The organism is Sulfurihydrogenibium yellowstonense SS-5, from assembly GCF_000173615.1.
In the GTDB taxonomy this organism is placed as follows: Bacteria; Aquificota; Aquificia; order Aquificales; family Hydrogenothermaceae; genus Sulfurihydrogenibium; species Sulfurihydrogenibium yellowstonense.
On record NZ_ABZS01000084.1, the window covers coordinates 1 to 6932 of the forward strand.

The 6932-nt window shown below is 33.5% G+C and carries 6 protein-coding genes and 1 CRISPR repeat array; all 6 genes read right to left on the minus strand.

The window, feature by feature from the left end:
- Positions 1–671: DNA-methyltransferase (locus tag SULYE_RS04535; RefSeq protein ID WP_007546970.1), on the minus strand; the 671-nt coding region annotated here is incomplete at its 3' end.
- On the minus strand, positions 664–1635 hold the full coding sequence (gene fbp / locus SULYE_RS04540) for a class 1 fructose-bisphosphatase (protein ID WP_007546972.1): 972 nt from the start codon (positions 1633–1635) through the stop codon (positions 664–666). The genes SULYE_RS04535 and fbp, both read right to left, overlap by 8 nt.
- Entirely contained in the window at positions 1632–2147 is a 516-nt protein-coding gene (locus SULYE_RS04545) for a hypothetical protein (RefSeq protein ID WP_007546973.1), read from the minus strand. Before SULYE_RS04545 ends, fbp begins: the two co-directional genes overlap by 4 nt.
- The gene (locus SULYE_RS04550; RefSeq protein WP_007546974.1) at positions 2148–3566 is read right to left on the minus strand and encodes a class II fructose-bisphosphate aldolase; all 1419 of its coding nucleotides are present in this window, start codon (positions 3564–3566) and stop codon (positions 2148–2150) included.
- A gap of 440 nt (positions 3567–4006) precedes the next feature.
- A complete protein-coding gene (locus SULYE_RS04555) occupies positions 4007–5098 on the minus strand; it encodes a DUF3137 domain-containing protein (RefSeq protein WP_007546975.1) in 1092 nt (363 codons plus the stop codon).
- 8 nt (positions 5099–5106) lie between these two features.
- On the minus strand, positions 5107–5664 hold the full coding sequence (locus tag SULYE_RS04560) for a LemA family protein (protein WP_007546976.1): 558 nt from the start codon (positions 5662–5664) through the stop codon (positions 5107–5109).
- A 116-nt stretch (positions 5665–5780) separates the two neighbouring features.
- A CRISPR array of direct repeats spans positions 5781–6923; the repeat unit is 29 nt; unit sequence CTTTATAACCCACACGGTTCAGATGGAAC.
- Positions 6924–6932: the final 9 nt, after the last annotated feature.

Here is a 6932-nt window from a genome sequence, read left to right on the forward strand (position 1 = left end):
CCCACAAAAGGGTCTAAAACCGTTTCTCCAACAAAAGAAAACATTTTTATAAGTCTCTTTGGTAGCTCTTCTGGAAACATAGCTTCATGATTTATCTGCTTTTCACCGCCAAATTTCCAATGTCCTGAAAAATATTCTTTCCATTCTTCTTTTGTAAGCTTTGATTTTTCTTTTATATCTTTTGCTATTTTTTCTTTACCACCCGGTTTTTTAAAAATTAATATATATTCGTAATCTATTTCTACCAATCCGTTTGGTGGGTATGGATAAGACCCCATTACAACGGCTCCGCCTGTTGTGTTTATAGTTGTTTTTTTCTGCCAAATAATACTGCCCATGTAATCAAATCCTATTTTTTCACACTGGCTGATGATTTCTGAATGAATAGGAATAACTTTATACCTTCCATAAATTACAGACCTTGCAAATTGGTCTCCTACGTTGATGCATAATCTTCTGCCCGGTTTTAGTACTCTAAAACACTCTAGCCAAACTCTGTATAAATCTTTAAGATAATCGTGCAATGTTTGACCATAACCTATTTGGTTTTCAACGCCGTAATCTTTTATATGCCAATACGGTGGTGAAGTAATTATTAGACTTATACTTTCATCTTCAACTTCTTCCATGCTCCTGCTATCTGCAATGTATAGCTTTATCCAATTATCCATTTTTTAACATACTCTTTAATTTTTCCATCTCATATTTTCCACCTAAGAATACAGGTACTCTTTGATGAATGTCTGTTGGCTTGATGTTTAATATATCTTCTTTTCCTGTTGTTGCCATTCCGCCGGCTTGGACTGTTAAAAATGCCATAGGTGATGCTTCGTATAAAAGTCTTAGTTTACCGTTTTTATTTTTTACATCCGCCGGATAAGCAAAAATTCCGCCTTTTATTAACGTTCTGTGAACGTCTGCAACCATAGACCCGATGTATCTTGATGTGTAGCCTTCATCTTTTAGACTTTCTATATACTCTTTTAATCCTGCATCAATCCATTTTTTATCGTTGGATTCATTGATTGAGTAAATCTTTCCTTTTTCTGGTATTTTCATATTTGGATGGGAAAGTAGATACATGCCAACCGCCGGGTCTAAGGTAAAGCCATTAACGCCATTTCCTGTTGATAAAACAAGCATCGTAGAAGACCCATAGATTACATATCCGGCCGCAACTTGCTTATATCCTTCCTGTAAGAAATCTGAAACATCTGAATTTACTCTTCTATGAATAGAGAAAATTGTTCCTATGCTGATGTTTACATCAATGTTAGAAGACCCATCAAGCGGGTCAAAAGCTATCACGTATTTAGCATCTTTTCCTTCTTCCGGAAAGATTGGCTCATCAAGCTCTTCAGAAGCTAAGGCGAAAAATTCTCCTGATTGAGAGAGGTATTGAATAAGCAGATTATTTGAAAGCTCGTCAAGCTTTTTAACTTCTTCGCCTTGAATGTTTTTTTTGCCTGCCATTCCAAGAATATCGGCCAATCCTGCCATTCTTACATGAGAAGCAATAACTTTTGTAGCTGATTCTATTGCAACCAATGCACGGGATAAAGACCCTGTTGCATTCGGATAAAGTCTTTCTTGTTCTAAAATAAAACTATTTAAATCCATGCCTATCCTTGTCATTTTAAACCCTCCGCTTCTTTTTTGTACTCTTTAAGCTTTGATATAAATCTTCTGTCTTTTATGTTTTGATATATGTAATGAAAGTCTAAAGCATTGTAATAAGATTTAACAATCATTCTAACAAGCTCACAAACTAAGTCGTCACCTTCTACGCAGAATTTCATCATATCTAAAATCAAGTCTTCAAGAGATAGGACGTTTAAAATCTCTTCTCTGTCAACTTCTATTTGATTTAACATTCCGGTTAGTAGATGAAAATCTTTACTTACTTCTATAGTAATATCATCTTTTAGCCAAAGGTCGCCAAATTTTTTATATCCAAGATTGGATAAAACTTTTTCAAGAAACATTATATCCGGATGAAGAAGTGAGATCATATTGGCAGGATACATTCCCTGGGTATAAACAGATAAAGCAAACTTACCAACTATTACAGGGCGAGTTTTTTCTCCCGCCCTTTTATACTCTCTGTAAATCTCTTTTATAGCCTCTATCTGCTTGTCTAAACTCAATTAATCTGCTCCGGCTTCAAGCTTAATTTCTTGTGCTTTTTGTTGTACATCCTTTGTAGAACCTTTAACGTAGCTCTTTTTAACAAGTTTTATGTATTTGTCTGTGTACTGTTTTGTGTCAAACACTTTTAATTTTTCAAACAAGAATTCAAACTTTTTCTCTATTGCATCAAGAATTTCCTCTTTGTTTTCTAAAGTCCACCATTGATATTTAAACGGTCCAAGGCCTCTTTTTCTTGATTTGTATAAGAATTGTTCTCTTGTCATTCCTTCTTTCCATTCATCTTTAAAGTTTTCTTCGATGAATTTGTATATCTCTTCCTTAAACTTTTCTGGTGCGAGGTCAAACATGATGTTTTGAAATCCCGTTGCTAAATGTATTTCAGAGCAGTTGTTTTCTGGGAATTTATCAAACAACTCTTCCGGTAATGTAGAAGCTCCGTGCTGAACCGTTCCTGAAAGTCCGTATTTCTTTCTTGCAACTGCTCCAATATCTCTTAAGACATTAAAGTCAAGTTTTACTTTTGCAATCGTGCCATCCGGAAGTGGAATGCCTCCATGCTCTGTTCCCGTTTGGACAGAGATTTTAGATATGCCTGGCTTTTTATTTAATGTCTCTAAATATCCTTCCATAAACGCCTCAAATTCTTCTACCGTAGAGTTTTTACCGCCGATATGTCCAATCTCTGCACCAATGGATACGTTTATTCCTTCCGGCTCTATCTCTCTAATATAGTCTGTCATTTTTGCAGTATTTAAGTAGTTATGATATTGCTGTTCTTTTAAAGTTTCTTTTGAATAGTCAACCAACGTTGATGGGTCTATGTCTATATTGTAAAATCCTGCATCTATTGCTTCTTTTGTTAATTCTTTGATAGCGTTTAATTCTTTTTCTGGATTTTCAAAGTATTTTTTAGCACTAAATTGGAAGTGGTCTCCTTGCATGAATACAGGTCCTTTGTATCCTTCTTTTATAGCTGCAGCTAATACGCATGCTGCATACTCAGAGGGTCTTTGATACGTGTATTCAATTTCAGATTTGGCAATCTCAAAAATCATAGCACCGATGTTATTTCTTATTCCGACTTTAAACATTCTTCTTGCAACGTCGTAAGTCATTCCTCTAATGTTTACTGCCGGCGTTGTAAAATTTCTTGTTTCTCCTCTTCCCATTGCCATGTATAAATCATGTATAGAAGATGCAACAGCTCCAAACTCATTTGCTATTTCTCTGATAATGTATTTAACTTCTTCTTTTAAATTATAATCTTTTGAAAAAACCGCTGTGTAGATAAGGTCGTCAATAACTGTTTCTCTTAATTTTTTTTCATCTAAAATTTTTACACCGGAATCTGAAATTTCAACAACTCCATTTAAAATTTCTTTAACTTGTTCTAAATTTGAAAGAATATTTGCCATGACACCCTCCTTTGATGGTTTAATTCAAAAATATTATAACATTGCAGATAAGAAGTGAGTTATAGATGTAAGATTATGAAGAGATGAGAATTGAGATGGAATTTTACAATCTTCACAGCTTAGATGTAACAAAAACGTATGACGCGATCGATATTTAAACCATTATCATTCTCTTAAAACTTCTCACGTTTCGCCTTACGTAACCACACAGTCAGATGCAACAGATTTTAAGAGTTAGTGCAAAGATTTGACTTGTTGTATTTTGCTGTTTTTTAAAAAGTGATGCAAAGTTTTTTTGATCAAATAATAATGCGTCGTTTTTTTTTAGGAATGTAAGGATGATTACATCAACGAGCATTCCACTCTTAACTTTTAATTGTTAGATTAATATTTATTCTTTCTTTTTCTCCTTTTCAAAGTTTTTGGTTAACGATGATTTTTTATTTATCTATTATCCCCTTTTTAATTTTCTCTTCTTCTAATTTCAAAGTTTCAATTATTGATTCAATAGTTTCTATTTCTTTATTTACTGATACCTGTGCTTCTTCAATAAGTTCTTGGATAGGTTTATTGTATTTTATAGAAAAAGATTTTGGAAAGGCGAAAAATATCTTATTTCCTATTATCGATAAGTGAAATTCTCCAATAGAATTTCTTAAGTTTATCAATTTTTCCATTACTGCAGGGGTAAGTGTTTTTCTAAGCTCTACCTGGTCTTGTGTTTCAATGTAAAAATATTCATTAAATTGACCGCTTTCAAGTTTTGCTTTTTTGTACCCTTTTTTTCTTTTAGATAGAAATGAGAGAATTGCGACTACTATGGCTATTGCTATAAAGAGACCAAAAAAGGGCAAGTCTTTTTTAAAGAACGGGTTCGAAAACATAGATATTATATTTGGTATAAGTATTCCCATGATCACTAAGAATATTATTATTTTAATTATAAGGATTGTGTCATTTAATAGTTTATCCTTTCCAATCTTTTTTGAGTTGAGTATTATTCCTTTTTTGTTGAATGGAGATTCTATAATGTACAGCCTCCCGTCGAATATTACCGTTGTAGATGAATGGCTATGTCCATCACTATCTGTTTCAGTGTGTTCTTCCAGTAATGTTATGTTTGAAGCTTTGTATGGAAAATTTGAAATTTCTCCTTTTGTAAGGCTATTTGATGCAAATCGGTCAGGTCTTGGAAAGAGATTAGATGCCATGACTTCATCAAGAGTTAATCCGTCCTTGTAGATAAACTCGGTATTTTTTTCTTTAAAGGCAGGTTCGTAAATTGCTTTTGAGATTTCCTTGCTTATTGAGTTTTCTATGTATCTTTTTGCGAAAATTAGTATTGCTATCAGTGGAATTGTTATAAAAGGAATGACGAAGAACTCATTAGAATTTGGGCTGTGAGTAATTAATAATGCAAATGAGATGATGGTTACAATAAATAGTATCACATTGGTAATGTCTATTATTAGAATTGCTGATTGAGTTGATTTTCTTTTTCTTTCTAATTTATCTAACTCTCCTTGTCTCATATTTTCTCCTATTTTTTAAAGAGTTCTCCAATATCTATATTAGCTCCTTCTTCCTCTGGTATTGTAAATACTTCTTTTCTTTGTAGTCCTAATATTTTTGCAATAAAGGTAAATGGAATTTGTTCTAAGATGTTGTTATATTCTGTTACTGCTTGGTTGTAAAATCTTCTTGCCGCTGCAATTGATTCTTCAACATCTGTTAGTGTTGCTTGGAGTTGTAAAAAGCTACTGTTCGCTTTAAGGTCTGGATAATTTTCAAATCTTACTTTAAGTGATTGTAAAGCTTTCGAAAGCTCTTGTTCTATTTGTAGTCTTTTTTCCGGGTTTTCAATTTTTTCTGCTGATTCACGAAGTCTTGTTATTTTTTCTAATAGGTCTTTTTCATACTGCATATAGGCTTTTACGCTTTCTACAAGATTTGGTATCAAGTCTCTTCTTTTTTTAAGTTCTGCGTCAATTGCTCCAAGTGCGTTATCTACGTTGTTTTTCTTAGAGATAACAGTGTTGTAGGTTAAGATGAAGCCTATTACTATGACGGCTAAGATTAACAGTAATGCTAAATTCATTTATTGCCCCCTTTTTTGTAAGAATTCTTATTTATTTTACTATTATAAATTTTTACTTTTGTTATTTTTAATTTTGTTTTTTTATTATTGCTCTATATCTTCAAGAGAGTTTGCTTCTTTCTAACCCACACGGTTCAGATGGAACTCTTCTGCTTTTTTAAAGTTTTCAAGTGCTTTTTCACTTTCTAACCCACACGGTTCAGATGGAACAAGTATTAACTTAGCTGTAAATCCAAATCTTGAATACTTTATAACCCACACGGTTCAGATGGAACTATTTTCTTTTACTAAGAGAAATACGATCGAAAGAATCTTTATAACCCACACGGTTCAGATGGAACGTAGATAGGTAGGCAGATAGAGTTCTAAGCGTTCTCCTTTATAACCCACACGGTTCAGATGGAACTATGGATACTGCATTTGGAGTAATCCGACTTTTATCGCTTTATAACCCACACGGTTCAGATGGAACTCTCATCATCGCTTAAAGTTCTCTCTGCAATATACTTTACTTTATAACCCACACGGTTCAGATGGAACCTATCATGGACGAGGTTGAGAAAATTTATATTCTAGCTTTATAACCCACACGGTTCAGATGGAACGATTAAAATAAAGCTTCCTAAAGAAAGGATATCTGACTTTATAACCCACACGGTTCAGATGGAACATTTTCAAAATAATTTTTCAAGTAATCAATTGCTAACTTTATAACCCACACGGTTCAGATGGAACCTTCTCAGTTTTCTGGTTCTGCTTCTGGTTCTGCTTCCTTTATAACCCACACGGTTCAGATGGAACCAAAGAGATAACGACTTTAGCATCAAATTTATATGCCTTTATAACCCACACGGTTCAGATGGAACTAAAAAGGTCGTTTTGAACTATTTCTGCGTAATCTGTACTTTATAACCCACACGGTTCAGATGGAACTATTGACAAAACAATAAATTTATGATATAATACAATCTTTATAACCCACACGGTTCAGATGGAACGAGGAGGTGTTTTTATGAAAGGAGTTAAAAAATTGCACTTTATAACCCACACGGTTCAGATGGAACAAGTATTAACTTAGCTGTAAATCCAAATCTTGAATACTTTATAACCCACACGGTTCAGATGGAACCTCTTCTAAAAACAAAGTAGCTCTCGAAAGCTTTCGCTTTATAACCCACACGGTTCAGATGGAACGAAATTGATCTGCACTTTAATGATTTCATTCAATTACTTTATAACCCACACGGTTCAGATGGAACCAAAATAAA